The sequence below is a fragment of the Acinetobacter pittii genome, assembly GCF_022449185.1.
In the GTDB taxonomy this organism is placed as follows: domain Bacteria; phylum Pseudomonadota; class Gammaproteobacteria; order Pseudomonadales; family Moraxellaceae; genus Acinetobacter; species Acinetobacter pittii_I.
This window is the reverse complement of the sequence record NZ_JAKUKO010000009.1, coordinates 109,443-130,957: the sequence shown is the minus strand read 5'-3', so window position 1 is coordinate 130,957 and position 21,515 is coordinate 109,443. Positions and strand designations below refer to the sequence as shown.

The window sequence follows — 21,515 nt, the reverse complement described above, 5'->3', positions numbered from 1 at the left end:
CTGCTCTTGATAAAGTTCGCGTGTACGAACTGTCGTCGCTTGGCGGTTGGCTAAAACCTGCATTTGACGTTGTTTATTTTCAATTTGCTCACGGCTGGTTCTGATCTGATCGAGCACATCCAGATACACAGAGTTCACTTTGGATTTAGCGGCTTCCTCTGCATAACTTGCCATTTTCACCTGTGAGGCAGTTGCTCCACCTTGATAAAACTGACTGGTGGCTTCAAGCATGACTGAGCTATATAAACCGTCATCTTCATTATTGTTTGGGTTTCTTCCGTTAATAGCCTGACTCAAAGAGCCTTTAACTGCCAAAGTTGGATAACGAGTTAAACGGGTCTGTTCCTTTTGGGCTTTAGCCACTTCAATGCCCGCTTGTGCAGCGATCATTTTTGGAATGGTATTAAACTCAGGTTCACCATATAAATCAGATACTTTCACCAAATCATCTGAAATAATCCAACCTGTACGTGAAACATCACCACCCAACAATGTTCTTAAATGTTGTTGGTATTGACGTAATAAAGATTGCTGTGCAATCAAGCCTGACTGCGCAGCTTGTAGATAAGACTGAGCTTGGATCGGGTCAGCCTGACTACTAATACCGGCATTTGCACGTAAATTAGCGATTTCCTGAATTCGCTGAATACCCGCAATTTGCTGCTCGGCAATTTTATTTAATTGGAGATAGCGCTGAATATTGATAATCGACTGAGCCACATCAAGTGCAATATCATCAATGCTGACCAAAACATTCGCCTGTTCGACTTGGAGTTTGGCCTTCTCAACCGATACACCTGATTTGACTTTACCAAAATCATAAAGCATTTGAGTTGCGTTTAAAGTCAATAACTGCCGACCACGCTCACCACTACTCAAGTCCCCTGTGGTAATACCACCTGAAATTTGAGGATAATAACCTGCCTTCGCAACATCAATACCAGCGTTTTGGCCAGCTAAAGTTGAAATGGCTTGGGAAATATCAGGGTTACGCTGAATCGCGATTTTCACCGCTTCCTGCAGAGTCATTTTCCTTGATGGCAAATTTGAATAAGATGAAGCTGCTCTATCATTGAGTTGAACAGTCGGAAACTCCTGCACTCTAGAACGATCTAGCCTAAAATTACTCAACTCTTGCATCTTAGCGACTTTAAATTCATCACTACTTTTAGGGGCAAAAAGTTGTGATAAGTTGTCTTTTAATGTGTGATATTGCTCACTTGGTTTAGCGGCATATATCACCATAGGTACATGCAGTGAAGTTAAAAGCATCAACCCTTTCAGGAAAGCTGGCTTTTTACATGTCCTTTTTACTCTTCTCTGGTTATATCCAATCATGCTTGTCTTGTTGATCTTGTTTGTTATCGTTTAAAAGCTTTTACATTCTACATATTTTTTTGCATAAAGAAGCATAAATACAGGAATAATTCACACATTACTTTTTCATCAACTAAATATTCTAATTTATTGTTTTTAAAAAATAAATATAAAAAAACTAAAAAGAGGCACTGACCTCTTTTTAGCCAAATAGATTAACTTTTTTATTTAAACTGTAAAATCGTCACCTAAGTAGACTTTACGTACCTGTTCATTATCCAGAATTTCTTGTGGAGTACCTTCCGCAATTACCGCACCTTCGCTCACAATATATGCACGTTCACAGATCGCCAAAGTTTCACGTACGTTATGGTCTGTGATGAGCACACCAATACCACGATCTTTTAAGGTTTGGATAATATCTTTAATATCACCTACCGAAATTGGATCGACACCGGCAAACGGTTCATCAAGTAACATAAACTTAGGATCAGCAGCCAATGCACGTGCAATTTCAGCACGGCGACGCTCACCACCAGACACACTCATTCCCAATGAATCTTTAATATGACTGATTTTAAAGTCATTCAACAATTCAGTAAGACGTTGTTGGCGCTGTTGCTTATTTAAGTCTTTGCGTGTTTCTAAAATAGACATAATATTTTCAGCAATGGTCAGCTTTCTAAAAATAGAAGCTTCTTGCGGAAGATATCCGATTCCCTTACGTGCCCGTTCATGCATTGCCAAATCAGACATATCAAGATCATCAAGGTGAATTTCACCTTTGTCCATACGCACTAGCCCAACAACCATATAGAAGCTTGTTGTTTTTCCTGCACCGTTAGGACCAAGCAAACCAACAATCTGTCCACTTTGCATACTAAAAGATACGTCTTTGACGACCCAACGTTTACTATAGTTTTTTGCTAAGTGCTTAATACACAAAGTTTGGGGTTGAAGAGCTTGTTGCATTAGTCACGCGCTCCTGGGAAACTTTTTGAAGTTGATGGCGGAATAATAATTTGAACACGGTTTGATGATGAACCTTGAGCTTCAACATCACCTTTGTTCATACTATATTTCAATGAGTTACCGCGGATGCTTGAACCATCTTGATATAGATATGCACCACCAGTCAAAGTAATAATGCCTGTATCTGCATTATAAACAATGGTTTGACCCTCGCCTCGTGCAATACCCTTGTCAGCACTAATTTGCTGCTGGAATTTAGACGGTCTACCTTTGGCAGTAATCGTTTGAATTTCACGTTTAGAGTTTAGCGTAGCAACAATCGAGTCGGCTTGAAGCTTCATCGTACCTTGCTCAATCACAACATTACCCGTATAGGTCGTCAAACCCGTTTTTTCATTATAAGTTGCACGATCTGCCACTAACGAAATTTGTTGATTACGGTCAGACGGTAAAGCAAAAGTCGAAGCAGATGATAAAGCAACGAATGTAATTACCGCAGCTTGTTTTAGGAAAGCTGAAGAACGTTTTAAATTAAGACTTTGGTACATACTTTCCTCGAATATTAAAAAATTCGTACTGACCATTATTCAAATTAGCTTTTAATCCTTTGCTGACAAAATCGCCTTGCGGAGATTGAACAACCACTTGGTGATCGGTTTCAATTTCTCTGGTTTTTGGATATCCGGTTAACTCATCAGTTTGGAACTCAATCTTCCCTTGTGGCGCCAGTTTGGTTGCGACCACATCACCCGATAAAATAACTTTACGGTTATCATCGTAGCCATTTGCCTGTTTTGCAAAGAACGTCGCATCAACTTTGCCATCTTTATACATCGAGGCATTAAGTTGATCCAACTTTGATGTTTTTTGTTGCATATCCTGTTCAAGCTGACGAACTTCAGCACGAATATACAAATTGCCTTGATCATCAGTTTGAGTTAAATGGACGCCCTGCGCTGAATATGTCATATTCTTCGCAGAACCAATGTCTAGTTTTTTTGCCTTGCCACTATAATAGTAGTAACCACCACTTATAGCAGCAACCACTACAGCAACAATTGATAAAACTCTGGTATCCATGAGCAGGAATAGCCTACCTTTTTAAGTAATCTTATTATTAATGCGGTACTGCAAGATATTTTTCAAGAAGTTCTTGGTAAATGCCTTTTGCGATCAGCAACATATCACAGACTTCACGAACAGCACCACGCCCACCCATCGATTGCGTAACCAAATGCGCACGGCGACGTACTTCTTCATGACCATTTGGCACAGTAACACTCATACCTGCGATTGCAAAAGCAGATAAATCAGGCCAATCATCACCCATATACAAGCAATCTGACGGCAAAATATTAAACTGCGCACATGCTTCACGAAGTGCTGAGCCTTTGTCTTCACGGCCTTGAAAAACGAGATCCACACCTAAATCAGACATACGTTTTTCAACAATATTACTTTTTCTGCCTGTAATAATGATAACTTTCATGCCGGCTTGCTGTGCAAGCTTCATTCCTAAACCATCACGAATATCGAATGATTTAATTTCATCGCCACTATTAGTTAAGGTTACGAAGCCATCACTCAAAATACCATCAACATCCAGAACCAATGCCTGTAAATGACGTGCTTGTTCTAACAATGCATAAGATGCCATTGATTAATTTACCCCTGCCTGAATAAGGTCATGCATACTAATTACACCAATCACTTTGTTTTGGTCATCTACCACAACAAACTGACTAATTTTTTTCAGGTTAAGCTGTTGTAGAGCTTCTACCGCACGTGCCTCTTGAGAAATCGTTGATGGTTTTTTTGTCATCACTTCTGAAACAGGCAAATTCACATCAAAACCTTGCTGTTTATCAATTAAACGGCGCAAGTCACCATCGGTGAAAATACCAAGCAAATGTTCTTGTTCATCTACAATTGTCGTCAAGCCTAAACGTTTATTAGAAATTTCATAAAGTACTTGATTCATTGGTGTATCTGGTGAAACTTTTGGCAGTTCATCGCCTGTATGCATCAGATGTTTTACATGTAAAAGTAAGCGTTTACCCAACGCACCTGCTGGATGCGAACGAGCAAAATCATCTGCAGTAAAACCACGCGCTTCAAGTAAAGCGACAGCCAGCGCATCACCCAAAACTAAAGTTGCTGTCGTACTCGACGTAGGCGCCAAACCTAATGGGCATGCCTCGTCAGATTCACCTAAAGTTAAAGAGATGTCTGCGTTTTGCGGCATTGGGCCTTTATCATCACGGCTAATGGTAATAAGAGGAACGCCAAGATGTTTGATTAAAGGCATCAACATCATGATTTCATCACTTTTTCCAGAGTTGGAAATCGCAATTAGAACATCACCACGAACCAGCATTCCCAAATCGCCATGTCCAGCTTCGCCCGGATGCATAAAGAAAGAAGGTGTACCAGTTGAGGCGAAAGTAGCAGCCATTTTACGGCCAATATGCCCTGACTTACCCATGCCAGTGATCACAACACGACCTTTACACTGTAACAATATTTCACAAGCTCGGTTAAAACTGTCACCAATTTGTGTTGCTAACACCTCTAAGGCTTGTTGCTCAATACGCAATGTTGCTAATGCGCTGCTTTGGAAATCTGTAGGATTGGGCATACGAGTTTGACTCAAAATAATTGATCTGATCTCTTGTGAAGATCGGTGATTTTAATCAAAAGATTTGGGGGCATTCTAACATAACTCAATCATCTACACGTTTTTAAATGTATAAGATTTCACAAGCTTATAAAATTCTTGCATAAACCTTTGTTAAAAATGATGCATCAGTTATGATGTAACACTGTTTTTGTTGAGTGTTTGAAAACCCTTATGCAACCGTTTGTTTTATATAACTCTGAGCAACGAAAAAAAGTTGAATTTGTACCTCGCAAAGAAGGTCACATCGATATGTACGTCTGCGGTATGACCGTTTACGACTACTGTCATATCGGGCATGCTCGAGTTATGGTTGCATTTGACTACATTATTCGTTTCTTACGTAGTCAAGGCTGGAATGTTCGCTACATTCGCAACATTACCGACATTGACGACAAAATCATCAAACGTGCGAATGAGAATGGTGAAACTATTCAGCAACTCACCACGCGTTTCATCGATGCAATGAATGAAGATGCGGCGAACTTAGGCTGTTTAGCACCAGATGAAGCACCTAAAGCGACTGAATATATCGACCAGATGCAAAATATGATTGGCAATTTGGTGAATAAAGGCGCTGCTTACCCTGCTTCAAACGGCGATGTTTATTTTGAAGTGACCAAATTTGAAAAATATGGTCGCCTCTCTGGCCGTAAGCTTGATGATATGCAAGCAGGCGCAAGTGAGCGTGTTGACGTAGAAGTTGAAAAGAAACATCCGTTTGACTTTGTACTTTGGAAACATGCCAAAGAAAATGAACCCTCTTGGGCATCTCCTTGGGGTAATGGCCGTCCGGGTTGGCACATTGAATGTTCTGCAATGTCGACTTGCTGCTTAGGCAATCACTTTGACATTCATGGTGGTGGTTCAGATTTAATGTTCCCACACCATGAAAATGAAATTGCGCAAAGTGAAGCTTCAACTGGTGAGCAATATGTAAACTATTGGATGCATGTTGGCTTCATTAACGTTGACGGTGAAAAGATGTCTAAATCTTTAGGCAACTTCTTTACGATTCGTGACGTGATGGAGAAATTCCACCCTGAAGTGATCCGCTACTTTATTGTGTCTTCACACTATCGTAGCCCTGTGAACTTCTCTGATGTGGCACTCAAAGAAGCAAAAACTTCTTTAACTCGCTTCTACCATTCATTTAAAGCTTACCAACAAGTGTATGGTCAAACGACAACTGAAACGCTTGATCAAAGCTTTATTGAACGTTTTAACAACGCAATGTGTGATGATTTCAACACTGCCGAAGCAATGGCTGTATTGTTTGAACTGAACAAAGAGTTAAACCGTGCCGTAAAAGAAGAGCAAGCTGACCAAGCGACTATGCTTTATTCGACATTACGTCACCTCACTAACATTTTAGGTTTGGTACAACACAATGTAGATGATTTCTTAAAATCAGATATTGGACAAGAAGCGCTTGCTTTGTCTGATGCTGAAATTGAAGATTTCATTCAACAACGTGTTGATGCGAAAAAAGCAAAAGACTTTGCTAAAGCGGATGGTATTCGCCAGTCTTTGCTCGACCAAGGTGTGGTATTAGAAGATACACGTCAAGGTACAGTTTGGCGCCGTGCTGATTAAACGTTCAATTAGATCACAAGAGTGTTGACACTTTAATGAAACACTCTATAATGTGCTCACATTGCGGGAATAGCTCAGTTGGTAGAGCATAACCTTGCCAAGGTTGGGGTCGCGAGTTCGAGTCTCGTTTCCCGCTCCAAGATTTTATGTATTAAAATCAATAGGCTGCATAACTTTAACGAGTTATGTGGCCTGTTTTTTATTGTCGATCGGTCAGCTTTGACTACTCAAAATAGTCAAAATTCGCATTAAAAAACGCTTTATATTTCCGTTGCGACACCAAAAAAGTGGATGTCATTTAGACATTCGCGGATTTTGGTGCCGTGGCGACACCACGAAATTTGGAGTGTTATTATGCAAAAGCCGGTTAAGCGCGGGAACGCGTGGCGCATCACTGTTCGTTATCTAGGCAACCGTTATACAGCTACTCGAGATACTGCGAGTGAGTGTGAACAATGGGCCGCAAAAAAATTATTAGAATTACAATCTCAACAGGCTAACCCTGAGCCTGAAAAAATCCATATCTCCTTCTATGCCCTTTTTGAACAGTACTATCAAGAAGAAGGCAGAAAAATGAAGAGTGCCCGCTTAATTGTTCAAATGCTTAAATGCCTAAAGAAAAATTGGGGGAAATTAGCAGATGAATCAATTCATGACCTATCACCAGCACTAGTTAAACAATGGCGTGACAAACGTTTAAAGCAAGTTAAAGGTGCAACAGTCATTCGTGAAATGGCTATGTATAGCTCTGTTTTTGACTTTGCTCGGAAAGAACTATTTCTAACTAAAGAAAATCCATTTAAAGAAATATCAAAACCTACTGCCCCACCTCCACGTAATCAGCGTGTTTATCAGCATCATATAGATACTGTTTTAGCTGGGCTTGATTATGAATTGGGAAAAGTACCTGTGCAGCCAAGACACAGAGTTGCATGGTCGTTTCTATTTGCGCTTGAAACTGCCATGCGTAAAGGTGAAATCCTTAGCGTAGAGAAATCATTAATTTTTCCTGATTTCATTCGCTTATTAGATACTAAGAATGGTACTTCTCGTGATGTACCTTTAACTACCAAAGCAAAAGAGTTACTTTCTTGGTTGCCTGACGATCCTAACGATGACCGTATGATTCCTCTAACTTCGAATGCATTTAGATTAATATGGCAACGTAACTTACGGAGAGTTGGCTTAGATGGTGTTATTACGTTCCACGACTCACGCCATGAAGCTATTACCCGTTTTGTGCATGACTACCGTTTACCAGTAGAGATACTAGCGAAAATTACTGGCCATAAAACGATTAGTGTTTTAGTAAATACTTATTACAACCCTACTGCATCTGAAATTGCTAAGATGTTAAGTGCTGCATAGTAAAAAGCCCCTTAATCGGGGCTTCTTATTTGCAGACGCGGGTTCAACTCCCGCCATCTCCACCGAAATATTAGTTTCTATTTAGCAAATGATAACGGTCCATTGGAGGTAAATGCCATGGATGAGTATCTATGCGTTTATGTAGCTCGGCTCTCTTATCTTTCTCAATGAATGACCAAGCAACAAAGCCACCATCATTGAAATAGTCATGGATTGCTGCGGCCATATGTGGATTGATTCCTCTTACCGCAGGTCCAAACTGTCTCCACCATCCGCTTAACCAAGCCAGATATATCGCCATGGCTCTAACATTGGTATCTAGTCCTGTATTACCGTTTTTATTGCTCATAAGAGCAATGAGATGATGAACGTATTCAACAGCTACAGGGATCATGTCGTACGGAATCTCCTCAATGTGATCCACATTGAATCTCTGATGAATTAACTTCCATGCATCACTTGAGCTGAGGTGCTTTGTTTTTGCTACAAGAAGAGCATGTGCCTCATGTAAAGAGGTACGCTCGGATTTATGGGTTTTTGCAACTGGTACACCAACTTCTTTATCAAGAATATCTAAAACCCATTTACGAAACTCTTTAGCAATCCCAGTTTTTGCGAACATAGCAATAAGATGGCAACCTCTAAGTGAAAAAACTCTTATAGATTGCAAACCACCATTTGTTTTCATTTCTATTAAGCGAGTCATATTTGTAGAAAACTCTTCAATATTTCGATTAAACAGCTTAATTACAGCCGTTTCAGGATTTGCGTATCTTAAGGCTAACCCAATTTGGGTTGCCCCTATCCATACCTGTCCATCATCTATAGAAATTGGGTGTAAGTTCACTTCATTAAATGTTAATGCTAGACTTGTCATATCTATTCTCCTAACCGAGTTGGATAGAAGCCCCTAGTCCGCCAAGATTCAGGGGCTTCATTGTTTTTCTATTTAATAATTTTAGGCTGATCTTTTAGCCACTCTTCGATAATGAAATTTAATTGAGCTGTTAACGAACGTCTGCTTTGTTCGGCATTCTTTTTTAGCTCTTCAATCAATTCGCAAGGCATACGAACATTTAATTGTTTATCGTTTCTAGCCATATAGTGTTCCGCTTCGTAATATCACGGTGATAATGCTATTACGGTGCTAATATTGAAGTCAAGCACGGTACTAGCATATTCTTATAAAAATTTTTGGACTTCACTTTGATGGCTAGAACAGATCCTCAATTTAATTTACGTGTTCCACAAGAACTCAAACAACAAGTTGAAGATGCAGCTAAAGAAAGCGGTAGATCAATAAATGCTGAAGCAGTACATCGCCTAGAAGAGAGTTTTTTACGGGCCACAAATAGCTCATCACAAGCCGATGTTAAAATCATCCCGTTAAAAGATGGTAAAAAACGTGTCATTTATGGGAAATTATTGAATACACTTGATTTGGATTACACACAGGAACTTTCAAGCCTTCGTGATGATATCCATCTGTCTTTGGAAGTTTTGAGTAACTCTTCTTTCTGGAATTCATTGAAGTTTTTTAATAAAGACGTTCTGGTTTATAAAGGCAACAATCATATTGATATTGTAGATAATGGTAAAAAAAGTCTTGGTTGGCTAATTGTTGAAGATCATTATGTGCACCCATCAAAAAAAACTGAAGAAAACTAACTTTAGTTATAGTTTAAACAAATATTTAAGTTAGTTTTATAGTTTTAGAAAAAATGTAAAACTAACTTAAAATTATATTAAATACAAAATAGATAAAAAGGAAAAAGGTTTGGATTTTTATAATCTCAATTGGACAGCAGTAGTTGGTATCGCGGGTGCTATATCTACTTTGACAGGTGTTTTAATTACAAATTTTTATAACTCTAGAAACAATGATAAAAAAATTAATTTTGATTTAATGGATAAAGATAGGGAAAGAAAATTTAATCTGAGAAAAGAAATATATTTAGATGCTGTAGATTCGATAGTTGAATTTGAAATTATTTTAGGGAGTGTCCCCCAAGCTGAATCCTTAGATTCTTTCAATGAATTTCAAAAAGGTTTAACAAAGAAGCTTAAAAAACTAGAATTGATAAGTGATATTGAAATATCTATAAAAGTTGGAGAGTTAAGTTTACACTTTAGAAATTTGATTAATTACATTATTATCAATAAATTGCCATTAACAAAACAACAAATTCATCTAAATGATTTAAATACTGAATTTAATGAAATTATTAAAGATATTAAAAATTTACAAATAGAACTATCCAATGCCTCTAACTCTAAGGAGGAAATTAGTATAGAAAATAGACTAAAAAGGTTATTTAGAATACATTCACAATTAGAATCAAACCTAACAATACAAGCAACCAGTCTATACAATAAACAAAAAGAGTTTGGTGAGTATATATTGGGAGAGTTTGAAAAATTAGCTTATATTATTGGAACTATTTATAATGGTTTCAGAGTTGATTTTGGTTTAGATTTATATGATAAGGAAAAGCATGACTTATCTGATTACAAAGCAATAAAAAGTAAAATTAATGATGAGTACAATAAAGCTATTAATGGAAAAAAATAAAAATCAAAATATATTGTACAAATAGAAGAAAGCGCCCTTAAGCGCTTTCTTCTACAATTCTCAGCTTAGGTCTTCTGGAAATATCTAACCCCACTAAATTTTCAAGAAAACCTACTTTTACTCCAATTCAACAGCGATATTTTCTTTTTTGCATATATAGTAAAGCAGGCTGAATGCACTCAGGTTTACCTTACAATTACGTGGTCTTCTTTTTATCAGATGAAATTGAGTTATATATTATACGAGCCGCCTCAAAATCAATAACATGCTTATCATGTGGTGTTGCTTGAATAAAAGTACGCATTTCTTGAGGGGAAAATGAAAAGTTAGATGGTAATTTAAGTTTTCTCTTCACAACTCCCTCAGTAGCATTGCACTGACCACATATTAAAGTTTCAGAAAATCTTCGCTGGCCGATTTCACTAAAACCAACTGAGTGATCATGATGATTATGCAAAGCAGCGACCCAATCCATAAAACTGTTTGGAGAATTAGGAAATCTTTTACTCCATTTCATGATTTGATACTTACTGCGCCCACACGCTGGGCAACTCCATTCATCACCTATTGATTTCCATAAATTTTTATAATGAAGACCAGTATGATTATAATAATCTTCATATGTCGGAATTTTTATTTTCATTATCTACGTCACAATAACTCTATAGTATATAATTCTATACTAGTTTCTTGACCACTCCCAATATCTGAGGCCTATATATATCCTGTCGTACTCCCGTACTGAAGAAGGGTCCGAACTTTATCTTATAAGACTAAAATTGCTATTTTTTAGATCTGTCAACCAGCTTTTATTGCTAAAATTAAAATTTGTCAACTAAATATACTTTTATAAGAAACAACATAAATTTGGAAAGCATCTTAGAGCACTACTCTTTCGAACATCCAATAAATTATTAAAGCCCTCACTTGAGGGCTTTTCCTATTTTTATCTATATATCAACTTTAACAGTAGATTCATTCCCTTTTGCAATCGTATCAACCGCCCAAAGGATAATAACTTTACTCCAAATAATAAAAACCCGCATATATTTGCGGGTTTTTGAACTAAAAAATTACTTTTCGTCGATCACCATAAAACTTCCAGCAGCTGAACCTGAATTAATAAGAATTGTATAATTATCACACTCATATTTTTGATCAACGAATTCACCGTATTTTCCATCAACACCTTTTTTTATTTTCCAATTAGATTTAGGTAATCCATATAACTCTGTAAGAATTTTTCTTAACTTAATGTGGTTAATATCATCAAAATTAAAATTCACGCTATAACCAGAAATAAGATAATTACGTTTATAATACTGAATATAACTAAAAGATTGAACTGGTGTTCCTAATAGCCAATATTTCTCAACTTTAGGACCAATAAGAGCTTCCCCAAACTTACTATTACTATTATTCTTATTCCAAACTTTATTATCTATTTCCACCTTATATTTTTCTAATTTTCTAACATCATGCCCAAGACCAACGTCAGCAATTACGATTTGATCTTTAGGTACTTCACAAACAGAGGCCCAAACAGCAATAGGAAAATAAGAGGCAATTAATAAAATTCTTTTCATAATATTCCAATAATTTACTTCAAAAATGAGATTATGATATTTCAACATAATTTGCTCAACAAAAAAGTCTACTACGGGCAGAATTTCCACCATTTTTAATTAAAGTTATACCGTTTGGAAATGGTTAAGATAGGCATACGAGAATCATTAAAATTGCTGTGCATCCTGATAAAAGGATGCACAGCAAAATTATAACTTTCATAGGGAAATGCGGTTAGCAATCCAGCCATAGAAAAATTGTTCCTGGCTAGGATTGCGTTCACATATTTCAATGTAACGTTGGCCTTGCATGATATTAAGAACTCTCACCAATACTTTCTCGCCTTCTTTCCCCCGCTTGGCCAAATAATTCTTTAGAACTAAAAATAACTTAGTTAATGTTGGTCCAATTGGATTAATTGGCAAAATGTCAGTCATTTGAAGCGGTTAAAAAGCTGTTCTCAATATGAATGGCAAAGCTACCTCCAGTCTCACATGATTGTAAATACAGGTCAAAAGACGATGTAACACTAGTATCTATAGAAGCTTGTTTCGCAAAAATAGTCTTTAAATACTCTATATAGTAGCTAATGAAATGCCTCTCACTTTCAAAGCTATTTAGGCTTCTTAAATTGCGCTGGAATTCTTGTAATAATGCTAAATCGGAAGGAATATTTAAACAGCACACCTCTAGGGTCCATTCTTTAATTTCATTAACTTGGGCTCTTAAATGTTCACTTCCACCAAGTTTAAATGTGTCAAAAAATGGCTGTATAGGTATTGTATATAATGAGGTTCCACAGCCATTAAATATTGAAAATATAAGCGTATTATTAGAAAGAAACTCTTTTGGAACCCCTTCAGATAATCTCCTTTCTATTTCCATTTGAATCGCATTTATTTGTTCAAGCTTTTGTTCTTGTTCTGTTAAATTTTCAAAATAATTCATTATACGATTTATAAACAAACTGTCTCCTGTGCCTGTAATAGCACCACGGCACCATAACTTTATTTTCGCCTCATCATCATGAGATATTCTTAATAATCTTGAACTTAAATCATAAATCATGGCTCTTTTATCAGCTGCAATTAGTATGGAGTCTCCCAAATGAGCCGAAATAATCATTGTCATTACTGTATTTTTTGAGTTTTCTGAAGGTATGTTATTCTAGCCTCATAATTTTTAATTAGAGAATAAAAAAATATGGCGGGTGGTTCGCGGTTGGTAATAAACGATAAAGGTATTACTGTAATAACGGGAGGTAAATTTGAGGTTAAAGCTGGACAGCATATATTCAAGTCGGGTGAACAAGTTGTTAGCCATATCCCTACTCTACCTGAAGTAAATAGTGGCTTATTCAATGTTAGCGTTCAACTTATAGATGGTGAAAATGTACCTCATCGAAATAAAGCATATTTTGCGGTAACTGAATCTGGCAAATTGATTGAAGGAACAACTAATTCAGAAGGTTATACTTCACCTATTTATACTGAACAACAAGAAAACATTAGTTTTCATTTAGTTGATAAATATACAAACCTTGAAGATGATAATTAATAATGTCAAAAGCCTACGCAAGATTAAGAATCAAAGAAAGTAAGAATATCTTAAATTTTAGTAAGTTTAGTTTTGTAGCTACCTTTGTAACTAGTAAGGGACGAGTTGGTGCAACCAGAAAACTGCCAATTCAATCAAATGGTTTGGGTAGTGAAGCTTTTTTTGAGTTAAATGAACAAGAAGATGCTGTAAAAACAACGGTTTCTTTTAAGATATTTTTGCCATCGGGAACTGAATATAATCCTCAAGTTAAAATCTATGGTCATACATATACAAAAGAAGCCAATTCAAAACCCTTAATAACTGAATATCAACTTAAACTATTTCAAGATAAAACCGAAAAAGAAGATAAGCATAAAGTTCAAAATCGAACTGTACCAACTACTTATCCTGTACCTGAAGGTTTAAGGATGGTTGCTTATTTGAGGAATGAAATTAAAACAGCTGGCGCTAAAAATGGCATAGACCCACAGATCGTTGCATCTATTGTATTTGAAGAAAAAATGCATGGTGTATGGGCTTATAGAAAGAACCTCTTATCCTTTTATCTTAATCTAGGTGAAGTCTATCCTCATAACAGCTATGGCTTTGGAGAGATGCAAGTTGGCTTAGCAGCAGAGTTGATGAACATTGATAAAAGGAATCCAGACTGGCTCTATGAAACTTTTGTTGTGATCTGTACTGATGCCACTGTAGCTATGGATCTAGTAGCAAAAAATGTGGTCCGTGGTGGAAACATATTAGGACGGAAATTAACACTACAAGAGTCAACTGTTTTTTATAATGCGGGTGAAAAGGCTTTAAGAAGTTGGATAAAGGGAGAAATTCCAAAAGAAAGGCTTGAAAAAGCTGTCTATGCTCGTTCATGGAAATGGCAAGAAGCTATAAAATTAGCTCTTAATGGTGACGTAATAGCAATTCCAGATGGATGCCAAGGAACTTGCCGAGCAGATCCAGAACTACAAGTTGAAACATGGAAATTTGATCCATCATTAAAATTGAGTTTATAAATTATGATTAGATATGTGGCTATATTATTTTTATTCTTATCGGGTATTGGTGGATATACGATTGATAAGTTTGGTCAAGATTTATGTATTAATGAATATATTGCTATTGGCACTATTACCTATTTTAAAGAGTTAAATGGAGTTTCGGCTAATGACCCATCAATGTTAGGGATGTGTGGCCTATTATCGATCATATTTTCAATAATCTTAATTTTTATAAGAAATAAATATTTTTATACTATTGTTTCTCTGGTTTTATTATTAGCTGAATTAATACTACTAAACATGATGGAAACTGTATCTTATAAAGAGATTATTTATGATTCCATCACTAAGTGTTCAAATTACTCAACACTTATATGGCTTTTATTTCAAGCTATGTTCTTAATTTTTAGTGGTATTTATATTTTCAAAAATAAATAAAACAGAAGTTTAAAATAAAGGGGTGAAAAGCCCCTTTTTTATTAGTTATCTTTCCCTCTGGTTTTGATTAAATTATCAAAAAATTCACTATGTGATATGATATGCCAAGGAAATTCATGAAATTCTGCAAGAGGCTTAATTACTCTTTTCATCGTATGAGCTGAACATCCAGCTAATAAGATGTTCAGCAAAACCAGAACACCTTCATAGTGAAACGCGGTTAGCGATCCAACCATAAAAGAATTGCTCTTGGGTAGGATTGCGCTCACAGATTTCTATGTAACGTTGCCCTTGCATAATATTAAGAACTCTCACCAGCACTTTCTCGCCTTCCCTACCTCTTTTTATTAAATAAGTTTTGAGAGCATTTAGCGTAGCTGGTCCATAAACACCATCAACCTTTAAGTCTGCATATCCAGCTTTACCTTGGTTGTTAAGTAGATTTAATGCACGTTGTAAAAGAGGTTTTGCAAAGCCGGTACCACAGTTCACTCCTGTATCTAGAAGTTCTTCAGCTACTGCAGAAGAAACAGCATTCACTTGGTCGAAACGCGGAGAGATCCAATACTGCTTCTTATAAATAACTTTGGCCACATTAAGCGGTAAATCTTTCATGTTGCCCTTAAAACCATTTGCTAGAGCAACTGCTTCAGTAATGCCGTACTTGGTTGCACCGCCACGATCAGCTGGGTTATTCACATATCCGCCTTCACGTTTAATAAGATCTTCAAGATATTGTTCAATGTTCATTTTACTTTCCTATAGATGTAAAAAAGCCACCCGAAGGTGGCGCTGTTTTTTAAGTTGATTTATGCTTTTATAGAAGCAATTATTACATCCAACTTCCACATTAAGATTGGTATGGAAAACAAAAGAATAAATGCAACTATTGTTTGCCATAATCCGTACTTTTCAATAGATACTTTCATAAGCTCCACTATTGGTTTAAAATGCTCCATATAGATATATCTTCTCCTTAATCTAGCTCTGGTTAAGTTGATAAAAAAACCTCAGTGCGCCAACACTGGGGTTTTTGCTTTTTTGGGATAAAGTACATTTTTTACTTCCTATAGAATTAATAGCCGAACTTTACCCCCATCCGTTTTTTAATATCAGGCGGAAGGACTTCCGCTGTCTTTGTTAAAAAATCGTTTCTGCTAATTGATGCACTCTTCATACCCATTTACCTGCACGAAAAAATAAAAAACCACCCGAAGGTGGTATTAACTTTCAATATCATTTTTGGCATTTCTGATGGCTTTAATTACATCAAGGATCGTTTTACCTTCTTGTTTATCAATAAAGTTAAAGATCCATCTGACCAAAGCCCAACCCGGTAATCCGCAAACAAAGAAGAAGCCCCCTAAGGTAATCATCCCCCAAACATCAGTAACCCATTCATGAAGCCCCCATTTCACAATAATGAATGAACCGCCTGCAAGACTTGAAACAACTGTACAGATCAAACCTACCGCCCACTCTTGAGGTGAGCGCGGCATACGTGTCATCAATACTACTGCTGCAACTAAAGCGACCGCTAAAGTCACCATGATTGCTGCACCATAAAATTTTAAAATTGCTGTTACACCACTAGTGGAAACTGGTTCCATATATTTCTCCAGAAATAGAAAAACCGCTAGAAAGCGGTAGTTGTTCATTGTCCAATCCATCATTGGGCCAATCATAAAAAAGCACCCGAAATGGGTGCTCTAAGTTCTTTCAAATTATTAAAGGGTTTGTAAGATTCTCCCTCCATTTATCAATTTTGTTGTTAGTGGCGCTACTCCGACAATTGCGGTACCGCCCGCTCCAGGCTCTCCTTCAGTTGTTCCATGGTAATTCCAGTTCGAAGTTCCACTATTTGTCGACTTGGTACCACGTTGCCCCCAGCCTCCGCCATCACCAGATAAAGGCGATACATAGCGGTTACTATTTGGAGTTCGATAGCCTTTCCCTGGTGTTACAGCGTCAGCATCGGTAACTTTTACAACTAATAAATAGCCACCGTTCAAATACCAGCGCCAGTCCTGAGTATCGTTATAAATTGGCTGTCCAGTCATAACCCGACCAAACGGTGCACCAGCTCCTCCAGGAACACCTTGCACTCCATAGCCAAGTTCTGTGTAAATACCACTTGGTGTAGCCCCGCCTCCAGAGCCACCTCTAGCTAAAGTGCCTCCATCGATAATCAGATTCAATTTGCTGTGCCGGTTCATTAAACCCGGTGCACCTTGGAACCCATCACGACGCGTTCTGGTAAAGTTGTAGTCCGGATCTGTAGACCAGGCACCAAAAGCCAAATGTGGCAAACCACCATCACCCCCGCGCCCAACGACTGATCCTTTAATCGTAAGATTTACGATAAGACCTGAAGGAAATTCTCCTGTATCGATCGCTGGTAACTCGGGAGCAGCAGGAACAATAAACTCCCGTTTTGCGGGACTAGAGTTATAGTCAAACTTATAAACCATTCGTGTTTCTGGCCGAAGTGAACTAGAACTGGATACCAAAGCACCCGCTTCAACCACAAAGCTAATTTCGCCTGTAGTTGGCAAGTCGCCTCTTTGCATCTGATATAAACGTGCAAGATTAATATCTAACTGGTCATATCGAATGTAAATTGGTGAATCATCAACTGGCAGGTCAATAAAGTCTTTATCGTTGAGGTAATACCGCACATCGTAATTCACTGCAGTTATCGTATTTGAGAATTGGTCTACAGGATCTTTCTTTGCAACTAAATAGGGTAATGAGTCCTTAGTATCGTCATTAACAACCGTATAAATGGTATTAACGAAATCATCTGAACTTAGCTTCAGAGCACCGCTTGGTAAACGTCCTAAAACCACCTTATTCTTGGCTGAACCAGATGTAATAGGAATAAGGTCAACGCTGCCATCTCCCATTTGTAGATAAATTACATAGCTCTTGCCAGCTATGAAATCGACATCGTGACTCAATGTAAGAATTAAGCCCTCTTGCCGTACCACTTCACCACTTTGATGAATACCATTTCGATAATCAGCTACAGCAATACGGTCACGTAAAACCAGTAACTCAGATTCAGGTGCTGCATCAAAGGTGATGGATTTACGCTGAAAGCGAAGTTTGTTCAAAAGCCGGTAAGCATTAAAATGAGCTTGCCACTTGTTACGTACACCTACAGATTTCACCTCTTTGGGGTTCTTGGCTCCTTTATCCGGCAAGTAGATATTGATACGGCTATCGTCGGCTGGATCCGTATATTCATAGATCAACCCATCATAATCATCCATTACACCAAAGGTCAGATCATGCTTATAACTATCTGGAATAATATTCCTGAAGTTAAACAGCAACACTGAGTTATCTGTTGGTCGTTCAAAATAGATCTTGAGCTTATTGTTTTGCCGGTATGCGGTACAAAAGACGGCATCACATAGGTTCGTCACAAGCTCTTCAAATGAAAGATTGGTATCATCAATCGTAGTACAGAACTCGGCCGCTAAAGGTGTGCCAAAATAATCAACAATATCGTTATAGGTACGATAGATGTTTTCTATATCAATCTCTTCAATCGTACGGCGGCCAATCTTGTCATCCAGTGCCATTGAGACCAGTGCATCAGCAAAGCTTGATGTTGGAAATAGCTCTGTTGTCATTGCTCCATTTTTATAGGTTGGTAACATCCGCTGAAGATCGAAATTGATCTTTCGAGATTTAACCGACAATGCTCCAGTCGTTGCATATGTACGTGCACGGAAAACCGTTTCATGTTCATACATTGTGCTTTGCAATGGATATGCACCGTACAACGCTTGCCACTTCACCTCATCAACAACTGTTGTGACTGCTGGAGTTGGAGTTAAACGGCGAGCACGTACACTGCAGCGGCCCTGAAATGTGACCATATCCAGCGTTGCCCCAACCGTTTGTCGTGACTTAGCTGAACCCTTGAGAATGATCTGCTTTAGCATTGGATTACCAATTGCTGCACCCGATTCATTCACTGGAGTAACTTCAACCTCAATCGTGACGTTTACAGCTGCCTGATTGCCCCCTGAAGAAACGGTATAAAGTCCATTACTGGCAACAAAGTTAAAGATGACACGACTACGCTCAATGTTGTCCAGGATGAATGGACCAATCCACTTTTCACCAATCGATGTAAGCTTTGGAGATAAAGCACCTGTTTGCTGGTTAGTGAGTTCTTTTAGCTTTAACCAGTTTGGATTAACTGCTGCTGGGTTAGAGAATGCCATCCGGTCGTCTGCAACGGATAAGACGCTATAAGTACCGTTTAAATCGTATGTTTGCCCGTTATAAGTAAAAGAAGCATTAGTAATTTCTACACGGTCATTACTGACAAACTTAGTCGTTAAATCAGTATTGTTAGCAGCTGCTCGCAGGATCTCATTTGGGTAAGCAAATTGAAGATAATTAGTGCCTTCCAGACTTTGAGTATCTGCAGGACGTAAGATCTGGCCATTCACTGAGTTTTGATGCTGAACAGTTAAAGGCGGTGTAGTAATTTCGGTACCAAGAGAAAAATAAGGTTGTCCAGAGACAATATCAACGCCTGGACGGAAGACTTCTACTGATGCTCCAGCAATATCAACAATATTGGTTTCACCATCGTACGCACCATTGATTTTATAGTGGCCACGACCAATACAACCAACAATATGCTCAACTTCAACATTGTTTTCATAAACCTTGTAAGGCACAGCAATCAGATCAGGTGTATTCCATCCAGCACCATAGTTATCTGTAATGCGACCATTTACCCTCATCTTATTTTCACGATTTGAAAGTTCGTTATTTGCAGATGAGGATTGGTTGTTATTCTGATTGGTTTGAGCAATCGATGGTGCGGGCATTAAAAATGCAACGGCCACACTTAAAACAATAGAAACAATTGCCGCAATAAGCGCTGGCATACCTTTCGGGTTTTCAATCACAATGAAAGTACCAGGTAAGAAATCGAGCTGTTTTAAGTCATGGGCATTCTTAGGTGTAACTTCATTGGCGAATGAAATTTCCGCATGATCCATATTGCTTGATGTATGAAAAATACGGACATGTTCAGGCATAGATTCATATTTGGAAGTTAGCCATTGTCCTATTGTGTGAGCATATTCAATTGTCTTCTCTTCAGACAAAGGATCTTGTTTATAAATAATCTTAATCATAGTAACTGACCCGATTAAACCCCATTGCTTTGATGACGTCTTCAGCTAAATAAGTAACCCCACCTTCCATTAAATGCAGTACGCGCCCTAAACGAAAAAGCCCCACATGCGGGGGCTTATTTCTTTGTCTAGGATGGAAGGCGACTATGCAGCCCTCCTTCGGCATGGGCAGCGGATTTAAGAGTTTTAATCTTGATGGTAGGAAAGTAATTTTGCCTTTAGGTTGCATGAATAAATCCAAAGCTTCACGCCGATCTATTCCATATAAATCTAAAGCAGCTTCATGGGCAAAATGAACACAGTTGTACTGCTCTTCATCGTATTGCTTATCAAGCAAATGATCATGACTTTTCATACAGCCCCCTTCAGACCACTAAAGCGATCCAATGCAAAAATATCTCCAGTCTTCGCGGTATTTAATCGTGGTGATTCAGCCTTGAATGTCACAGCTTTATGATTCATTGATACACCTGAAAGTTGTAGTCCTAACAAATAGTGGATTGGTGTATTCAAGTTATCTGAATTATAGAGCCGATAATTTACGGTAGGCTTAACGTCTGAATATTGCCCTTCAATTACCCGTTCAAACTCATCCGGCAGCACATCACCCAGTCCAGAAATTGAAACGGTTAAGGTCTGGTCCAGATCACCCAGCATTCCAGATCTTTGAATTGACATGGGTAGGTATTCATAAAAGACCTGACCAGTTCCTTCCTTGTGCTGAACATAGACACCCTGATCATCATTACGGACAACCCGATAAGTGTTTAGGAAAGATGGATGTAATAGTTCAATACACTCCAGTTGATAGATATCAACTTTACGATTGAGAAAGAACTTGGCGTATTCGTTATCCATTAGACCTCCCAATCTTTGATAAGTGCCTGATCAGCGATAAGGTTAGGCTGGTTCTGTACAACTTCGAGCTGAGCATTTACCCGGTATAGATTTCCATTCACCTCATTAGTCTTGAACGAGTTCGGTATGAAATTGCATTGGTATTGTTGACGTGTTCCTTGGTCAATGACCAAATCCGCATAAAACGAGGCTGGCTTGGTCTGATAGACACGCCAGAAAGCCATCATTTTGTTGAAATCAGTTTTACTTAAATTCCAGTTCACATCGACAATGTGGCTGTTGCGTTTTATATCAATGTAATAGCGTCCACGCCCACCATCCATTTGTTGACGCTTAACATCATCACCCGGTGTTACGCCATAACCGCTGGTCTGAGGATTTAGCTTTAACTTGTACATAACTTTCCTTCAGGCAATAAAAAACCACCT

The 21,515-nt window shown here is 38.0% G+C and carries 24 protein-coding genes, 1 tRNA gene and 1 pseudogene; 8 read left to right on the top strand and 18 right to left on the bottom strand.

Annotated elements, in window-relative coordinates; genetic code table 11:
* The 6 genes from MKX14_RS18285 to kdsD all read right to left on the bottom strand — a co-directional run.
* On the bottom strand, positions 1-1,272 hold a 1,272-nt coding region (locus tag MKX14_RS18285; protein WP_345892631.1), incomplete at its 3' end, for a TolC family protein.
* Positions 1,273-1,545: 273 nt separating this feature from the next.
* Positions 1,546-2,289, bottom strand: coding sequence for an LPS export ABC transporter ATP-binding protein (lptB, locus tag MKX14_RS16945; protein ID WP_002122331.1), 744 nt, complete (start codon positions 2,287-2,289; stop codon positions 1,546-1,548).
* Entirely contained in the window at positions 2,289-2,837 is a 549-nt protein-coding gene (lptA, locus tag MKX14_RS16940) for a lipopolysaccharide transport periplasmic protein LptA (RefSeq protein WP_240283054.1), read from the bottom strand. Before lptA ends, lptB begins: the two co-directional genes overlap by 1 nt.
* Complete coding sequence (lptC, locus tag MKX14_RS16935; protein ID WP_032007582.1) at positions 2,821-3,369, bottom strand: LPS export ABC transporter periplasmic protein LptC; 549 nt, start codon at positions 3,367-3,369, stop codon at positions 2,821-2,823. Before lptC ends, lptA begins: the two co-directional genes overlap by 17 nt.
* A gap of 37 nt (positions 3,370-3,406) precedes the next feature.
* Positions 3,407-3,946: a KdsC family phosphatase gene (gene kdsC / locus MKX14_RS16930; protein ID WP_002122322.1), complete on the bottom strand. Its 540-nt coding sequence runs from the start codon at positions 3,944-3,946 to the stop codon at positions 3,407-3,409.
* Between the two features lie 3 nt (positions 3,947-3,949).
* Complete coding sequence (kdsD, locus tag MKX14_RS16925; protein ID WP_240283053.1) at positions 3,950-4,927, bottom strand: KpsF/GutQ family sugar-phosphate isomerase; 978 nt, start codon at positions 4,925-4,927, stop codon at positions 3,950-3,952.
* A 213-nt stretch (positions 4,928-5,140) separates the two neighbouring features.
* Here kdsD and cysS point away from each other — a divergent pair, with 213 nt between their 5' ends.
* The 3 genes from cysS (at position 5,141) to MKX14_RS16910 (ending at position 7,930) form a co-directional block, all read left to right on the top strand.
* Positions 5,141-6,562 carry a cysteine--tRNA ligase gene (cysS, locus tag MKX14_RS16920; protein ID WP_240283052.1) on the top strand — a complete coding sequence of 474 codons (1,422 nt, stop codon included), beginning with the start codon at positions 5,141-5,143 and terminating at the stop codon, positions 6,560-6,562.
* Between the two features lie 63 nt (positions 6,563-6,625).
* Positions 6,626-6,701 (top strand) — tRNA-Gly (locus MKX14_RS16915).
* Between the two features lie 215 nt (positions 6,702-6,916).
* Positions 6,917-7,930: a tyrosine-type recombinase/integrase gene (locus MKX14_RS16910; RefSeq protein WP_240283051.1), complete on the top strand. Its 1,014-nt coding sequence runs from the start codon at positions 6,917-6,919 to the stop codon at positions 7,928-7,930.
* A gap of 70 nt (positions 7,931-8,000) precedes the next feature.
* On the opposite strand, the gene MKX14_RS16905 is transcribed toward MKX14_RS16910, so the two are convergent.
* On the bottom strand, positions 8,001-8,807 hold the full coding sequence (locus tag MKX14_RS16905; protein ID WP_240283050.1) for a BRO-N domain-containing protein: 807 nt from the start codon (positions 8,805-8,807) through the stop codon (positions 8,001-8,003).
* A 68-nt stretch (positions 8,808-8,875) separates the two neighbouring features.
* Positions 8,876-9,031, bottom strand: a complete 156-nt coding sequence (locus tag MKX14_RS16900; RefSeq protein WP_206216199.1) for an Arc family DNA-binding protein — start codon at positions 9,029-9,031, stop codon at positions 8,876-8,878.
* A 108-nt stretch (positions 9,032-9,139) separates the two neighbouring features.
* Here MKX14_RS16900 and MKX14_RS16895 point away from each other — a divergent pair, with 108 nt between their 5' ends.
* A complete protein-coding gene (locus MKX14_RS16895; protein WP_206216200.1) occupies positions 9,140-9,598 on the top strand; it encodes an Arc family DNA-binding protein in 459 nt (152 codons plus the stop codon).
* A gap of 109 nt (positions 9,599-9,707) precedes the next feature.
* On the top strand, positions 9,708-10,502 hold the full coding sequence (locus tag MKX14_RS16890; RefSeq protein ID WP_240283049.1) for a hypothetical protein: 795 nt from the start codon (positions 9,708-9,710) through the stop codon (positions 10,500-10,502).
* A gap of 196 nt (positions 10,503-10,698) precedes the next feature.
* On the opposite strand, the gene MKX14_RS16885 is transcribed toward MKX14_RS16890, so the two are convergent.
* The 4 genes and pseudogenes from MKX14_RS16885 to MKX14_RS16870 all read right to left on the bottom strand — a co-directional run bounded on the left by MKX14_RS16885 (position 10,699) and on the right by MKX14_RS16870 (position 13,199).
* Positions 10,699-11,145, bottom strand: coding sequence for a hypothetical protein (locus tag MKX14_RS16885; protein ID WP_206216202.1), 447 nt, complete (start codon positions 11,143-11,145; stop codon positions 10,699-10,701).
* 430 nt (positions 11,146-11,575) lie between these two features.
* Entirely contained in the window at positions 11,576-12,088 is a 513-nt protein-coding gene (locus tag MKX14_RS16880; protein WP_240283048.1) for a hypothetical protein, read from the bottom strand.
* A 198-nt stretch (positions 12,089-12,286) separates the two neighbouring features.
* A pseudogene (locus MKX14_RS16875) lies at positions 12,287-12,445 on the bottom strand (putative peptidoglycan-binding domain-containing protein); the annotation flags it as partial.
* Positions 12,446-12,497: 52 nt separating this feature from the next.
* Positions 12,498-13,199, bottom strand: a complete 702-nt coding sequence (locus tag MKX14_RS16870; RefSeq protein WP_240283047.1) for a hypothetical protein — start codon at positions 13,197-13,199, stop codon at positions 12,498-12,500.
* 72 nt (positions 13,200-13,271) lie between these two features.
* On the opposite strand from MKX14_RS16870, the gene MKX14_RS16865 reads away from it, so the two are divergent.
* From MKX14_RS16865 to MKX14_RS16855, 3 genes are read left to right on the top strand one after another with little or no spacing between them, the layout of a single operon-like run.
* The gene (locus MKX14_RS16865) at positions 13,272-13,625 is read left to right on the top strand and encodes a hypothetical protein (RefSeq protein WP_240283046.1); all 354 of its coding nucleotides are present in this window, start codon (positions 13,272-13,274) and stop codon (positions 13,623-13,625) included.
* A gap of 2 nt (positions 13,626-13,627) precedes the next feature.
* Positions 13,628-14,635 carry a hypothetical protein gene (locus MKX14_RS16860; protein ID WP_069141187.1) on the top strand — a complete coding sequence of 336 codons (1,008 nt, stop codon included), beginning with the start codon at positions 13,628-13,630 and terminating at the stop codon, positions 14,633-14,635.
* Between the two features lie 3 nt (positions 14,636-14,638).
* Positions 14,639-15,058, top strand: coding sequence for a hypothetical protein (locus MKX14_RS16855; RefSeq protein WP_240283045.1), 420 nt, complete (start codon positions 14,639-14,641; stop codon positions 15,056-15,058).
* 204 nt (positions 15,059-15,262) lie between these two features.
* Here MKX14_RS16855 and MKX14_RS16850 read toward each other — a convergent pair whose 3' ends face one another.
* From MKX14_RS16850 to MKX14_RS16825, 6 genes are all read right to left on the bottom strand, one after another.
* Positions 15,263-15,808, bottom strand: coding sequence for a glycoside hydrolase family 108 protein (locus MKX14_RS16850; RefSeq protein ID WP_240283044.1), 546 nt, complete (start codon positions 15,806-15,808; stop codon positions 15,263-15,265).
* Positions 15,809-16,281: 473 nt separating this feature from the next.
* On the bottom strand, positions 16,282-16,668 hold the full coding sequence (locus MKX14_RS16845) for a hypothetical protein (RefSeq protein WP_240283043.1): 387 nt from the start codon (positions 16,666-16,668) through the stop codon (positions 16,282-16,284).
* 117 nt (positions 16,669-16,785) lie between these two features.
* A complete protein-coding gene (locus tag MKX14_RS16840) occupies positions 16,786-20,229 on the bottom strand; it encodes a host specificity factor TipJ family phage tail protein (protein ID WP_240283042.1) in 3,444 nt (1,147 codons plus the stop codon).
* Positions 20,222-20,584, bottom strand: a complete 363-nt coding sequence (locus tag MKX14_RS16835) for a hypothetical protein (protein ID WP_240283041.1) — start codon at positions 20,582-20,584, stop codon at positions 20,222-20,224. The genes MKX14_RS16840 and MKX14_RS16835 overlap by 8 nt, the downstream gene beginning before the upstream one ends.
* A complete protein-coding gene (locus MKX14_RS16830) occupies positions 20,581-21,087 on the bottom strand; it encodes a DUF1833 family protein (RefSeq protein WP_240283040.1) in 507 nt (168 codons plus the stop codon). The genes MKX14_RS16835 and MKX14_RS16830 overlap by 4 nt, the downstream gene beginning before the upstream one ends.
* Positions 21,087-21,485: a hypothetical protein gene (locus MKX14_RS16825; protein ID WP_240283039.1), complete on the bottom strand. Its 399-nt coding sequence runs from the start codon at positions 21,483-21,485 to the stop codon at positions 21,087-21,089. Before MKX14_RS16825 ends, MKX14_RS16830 begins: the two co-directional genes overlap by 1 nt.
* Between the last annotated feature and the right edge of the window lie 30 nt (positions 21,486-21,515).

Bases quoted from the DNA above. Each gene is read 5' to 3' on its own strand.
- lptB (WP_002122331.1), bottom strand. From the start codon at position 2,289: ATGCAACAAGCTCTTCAACCCCAAACTTTGTGTATTAAGCACTTAGCA.
- lptA (WP_240283054.1), bottom strand. From the start codon at position 2,837: ATGTACCAAAGTCTTAATTTAAAACGTTCTTCAGCTTTCCTAAAACAA.
- lptC (WP_032007582.1), bottom strand. From the start codon at position 3,369: ATGGATACCAGAGTTTTATCAATTGTTGCTGTAGTGGTTGCTGCTATA.
- kdsC (WP_002122322.1), bottom strand. From the start codon at position 3,946: ATGGCATCTTATGCATTGTTAGAACAAGCACGTCATTTACAGGCATTG.
- kdsD (WP_240283053.1), bottom strand. From the start codon at position 4,927: ATGCCCAATCCTACAGATTTCCAAAGCAGCGCATTAGCAACATTGCGT.
- cysS (WP_240283052.1), top strand. From the start codon at position 5,141: ATGCAACCGTTTGTTTTATATAACTCTGAGCAACGAAAAAAAGTTGAA.
- MKX14_RS16910 (WP_240283051.1), top strand. From the start codon at position 6,917: ATGCAAAAGCCGGTTAAGCGCGGGAACGCGTGGCGCATCACTGTTCGT.
- MKX14_RS16905 (WP_240283050.1), bottom strand. From the start codon at position 8,807: ATGACAAGTCTAGCATTAACATTTAATGAAGTGAACTTACACCCAATT.
- MKX14_RS16900 (WP_206216199.1), bottom strand. From the start codon at position 9,031: ATGGCTAGAAACGATAAACAATTAAATGTTCGTATGCCTTGCGAATTG.
- MKX14_RS16895 (WP_206216200.1), top strand. From the start codon at position 9,140: ATGGCTAGAACAGATCCTCAATTTAATTTACGTGTTCCACAAGAACTC.
- MKX14_RS16885 (WP_206216202.1), bottom strand. From the start codon at position 11,145: ATGAAAATAAAAATTCCGACATATGAAGATTATTATAATCATACTGGT.
- MKX14_RS16880 (WP_240283048.1), bottom strand. From the start codon at position 12,088: ATGAAAAGAATTTTATTAATTGCCTCTTATTTTCCTATTGCTGTTTGG.
- MKX14_RS16870 (WP_240283047.1), bottom strand. From the start codon at position 13,199: ATGACAATGATTATTTCGGCTCATTTGGGAGACTCCATACTAATTGCA.
- MKX14_RS16865 (WP_240283046.1), top strand. From the start codon at position 13,272: ATGGCGGGTGGTTCGCGGTTGGTAATAAACGATAAAGGTATTACTGTA.
- MKX14_RS16860 (WP_069141187.1), top strand. From the start codon at position 13,628: ATGTCAAAAGCCTACGCAAGATTAAGAATCAAAGAAAGTAAGAATATC.
- MKX14_RS16855 (WP_240283045.1), top strand. From the start codon at position 14,639: ATGATTAGATATGTGGCTATATTATTTTTATTCTTATCGGGTATTGGT.
- MKX14_RS16850 (WP_240283044.1), bottom strand. From the start codon at position 15,808: ATGAACATTGAACAATATCTTGAAGATCTTATTAAACGTGAAGGCGGA.
- MKX14_RS16845 (WP_240283043.1), bottom strand. From the start codon at position 16,668: ATGGAACCAGTTTCCACTAGTGGTGTAACAGCAATTTTAAAATTTTAT.
- MKX14_RS16840 (WP_240283042.1), bottom strand. From the start codon at position 20,229: ATGATTAAGATTATTTATAAACAAGATCCTTTGTCTGAAGAGAAGACA.
- MKX14_RS16835 (WP_240283041.1), bottom strand. From the start codon at position 20,584: ATGAAAAGTCATGATCATTTGCTTGATAAGCAATACGATGAAGAGCAG.
- MKX14_RS16830 (WP_240283040.1), bottom strand. From the start codon at position 21,087: ATGGATAACGAATACGCCAAGTTCTTTCTCAATCGTAAAGTTGATATC.
- MKX14_RS16825 (WP_240283039.1), bottom strand. From the start codon at position 21,485: ATGTACAAGTTAAAGCTAAATCCTCAGACCAGCGGTTATGGCGTAACA.